The sequence below is a fragment of the Mesorhizobium sp. M8A.F.Ca.ET.021.01.1.1 genome (genome assembly GCF_003998025.1).
Classification (GTDB): Bacteria; Pseudomonadota; Alphaproteobacteria; order Rhizobiales; family Rhizobiaceae; genus Mesorhizobium.
Genome location: NZ_RZSJ01000825.1, coordinates 1 through 2,003, shown reverse-complemented (window position 1 = coordinate 2,003; position 2,003 = coordinate 1). Strand labels below are relative to the sequence as shown.

The 2,003-nt window shown below is 65.6% G+C and carries 3 protein-coding genes and 2 pseudogenes; 1 reads left to right on the top strand and 4 read right to left on the bottom strand.

Going from position 1 to position 2,003, the window contains the following annotated elements:
• The 3 genes and pseudogenes from EOA36_RS37865 to EOA36_RS34390 form a co-directional block, all read right to left on the bottom strand.
• Positions 1-68 (bottom strand): annotated as a pseudogene (locus EOA36_RS37865) (arsenate reductase (glutaredoxin)); the annotation flags it as partial.
• Positions 65-772, bottom strand: a complete 708-nt coding sequence (locus EOA36_RS34395; protein ID WP_127281127.1) for an MIP/aquaporin family protein — start codon at positions 770-772, stop codon at positions 65-67. The pseudogene EOA36_RS37865 and the gene EOA36_RS34395, both read right to left, overlap by 4 nt.
• A complete protein-coding gene (locus EOA36_RS34390; RefSeq protein WP_127281126.1) occupies positions 769-1,122 on the bottom strand; it encodes a metalloregulator ArsR/SmtB family transcription factor in 354 nt (117 codons plus the stop codon). Before EOA36_RS34390 ends, EOA36_RS34395 begins: the two co-directional genes overlap by 4 nt.
• A gap of 42 nt (positions 1,123-1,164) precedes the next feature.
• Here EOA36_RS34390 and EOA36_RS34385 point away from each other — a divergent pair, with 42 nt between their 5' ends.
• A complete protein-coding gene (locus EOA36_RS34385; RefSeq protein WP_127281125.1) occupies positions 1,165-1,707 on the top strand; it encodes a DUF6428 family protein in 543 nt (180 codons plus the stop codon).
• A 34-nt stretch (positions 1,708-1,741) separates the two neighbouring features.
• Here EOA36_RS34385 and EOA36_RS34380 read toward each other — a convergent pair.
• A pseudogene (locus EOA36_RS34380) lies at positions 1,742-2,003 on the bottom strand (sulfatase); the annotation flags it as partial.

Here is a 2,003-nt window from a genome sequence, read left to right as displayed (position 1 = left end):
GCCCTGATCATGGCAAGCGTGTTGCGCGAGGTGCCGCAGTCGGGATTGTGGTAGACGGTGACGGTCATGGCGCGGCCTCGACGGCAAGAGGTTGGATTTCGGATTGCGGCTGCAGCAGCCACGTCATCAACGCCAGCGCGAAGCCGGCGCCGGCGAACTCGGCGGCGATGAAGCCGGGAAGACTTGCCGGGCTGATTCCCGAATACGTCTCCGTGAGCGCCCTCGCCACCGCGACCGCGGGATTGGCAAAGGACGTCGATGCGGTGAACCAGTAAGCAGCCGTGATATAGAGGCCGACCAGCCAGGGCACGGCCGCGCGTTCGAAGCGCAAGCCGGCCAGGATGACGGCGAGCAGGCCGAAGGTCGCGACGCCCTCCGAAAGCCATTGCGCGGCGCCGGTGCGGCCATGCGTCGACAGCGCCAGCGGCGCCAGGCCGAACATCAGATGCGCGATCACCGTGCCGACAATGCCGCCGGTAAGCTGGGCCAGCATATACCAGGCGCAGTCGCCGGCCGACAGCCGGCGCGAAAACGTCAGGACGAGCGACACGGCCGGATTGAAATGGGCACCGGATATTGGGCCGAGGATTGTGATCAGCACGACGAGGCTCGCACCGGTTGGCAGCGTGTTGCAGAGAAGCGCCAGTGCGCCGTCGGCCGTCAGCGACCGCGCCATGATCCCTGAACCGACAACCGTAGCCACCAGCAGCGCCGTGCCAAGGCTTTCCGCGACCAGACGGCGCGGCAGGTCGAACTGGCGCTCGACTGTCATTGGGCCGCCTCTTGCGCATCGGCCGCACAGCAGCCCGGCGCCAGCGCCGGCGCGCAGATTTCCGGCCTTCCGGAGCAGCAATCCTCCATCAGGAAGCGGATCAGCCCGCTCAGCGCTTCATACTCGGCGCTATAGACCATGGAGCGGGAATCACGGCGCACGCTTACCAGCCCTGCCCGTTCGAGCTCCTTCAGGTGGAAGCTCACATTCGAGGCCGAGACCTCGACCTTCTCGGCGATGGCGCCTGCGGCAATACCATCCGGACCCGCGATCACCAGATGCCGCAGAATGCGCAGTCGTGTTTCTTGCGAAAGGGCTGCGAATGCGGACAGGGCTTGACGTTCATCCATATTTCAACAATCCTAGAAATGTTGAAACGAGGATTACCGCACATGCTCGCCTCTGACAATCGGGAATTTGAATCCACCCCCGCCATCGCCGGTGATCCCGAGGACATCACCATCGCTGGCCTGCTGGGCTTTCTGGCCGGCCACGAGGACAGGCAGCTGGTGTTTTTCCATGATGGCCGGCCGGTGAAGCCCGGCTACCACGTCACCGAGGTGAAGGCCGGCACATTCGCCGCGCTGGATTGCGGCGCCAATCCCGAATCCTGGACCGAGATCTTCGTCCAGCTGTGGGACGTCGACGAGGACCGCACGCATATGCCGGCCGGAAAATTCTCGGCGATCATCCGCAAGGTGACGGAGCATGTCGATCTCGACCCTTCCGCCCGGCTGACCTTCGAGGTCAGCGACGGCGTGCGCCCGATCGCCCTGTATCGGGCCGCCCTTCCCCGGCTCGTCGGCGGCGCGGTGCATGTCGACCTTTCGCCCCGGCCGGCAAGCTGCAAGCCGCGCGACCGTTGGCTCGAGGAAGAGAGAAAAGCCAAGGCCTGTTGCGGGCCTTCCGCTTCGGCGCAGCCTTGCTGCCGATAAGTCGCCCACAATCAAGCGAGGAAAGCTTCGTCCCTCAGTTCAGGGACTGGCGGCGTGGCGGCGGTGCCGGGTGTCGCTGCTCCAGTTCGGACGCGGCCGCCGCACGGCCGGTCCGGCGCAGCCTTTCGAGGTAGCCCGGCAACTCGCCAAGGCAATGGAATGGCCCGCCCTCCCTGATCACCGTCACCAGCGGATCGACATCGCTGTCGCTTCTCCTGGCCATCGTGGTGCGCCAGTCCTCGAGCAGTCGGCTGGCGTGATCGACCACGTCGCCCCCGCTGCTGGAAAGGTCATGC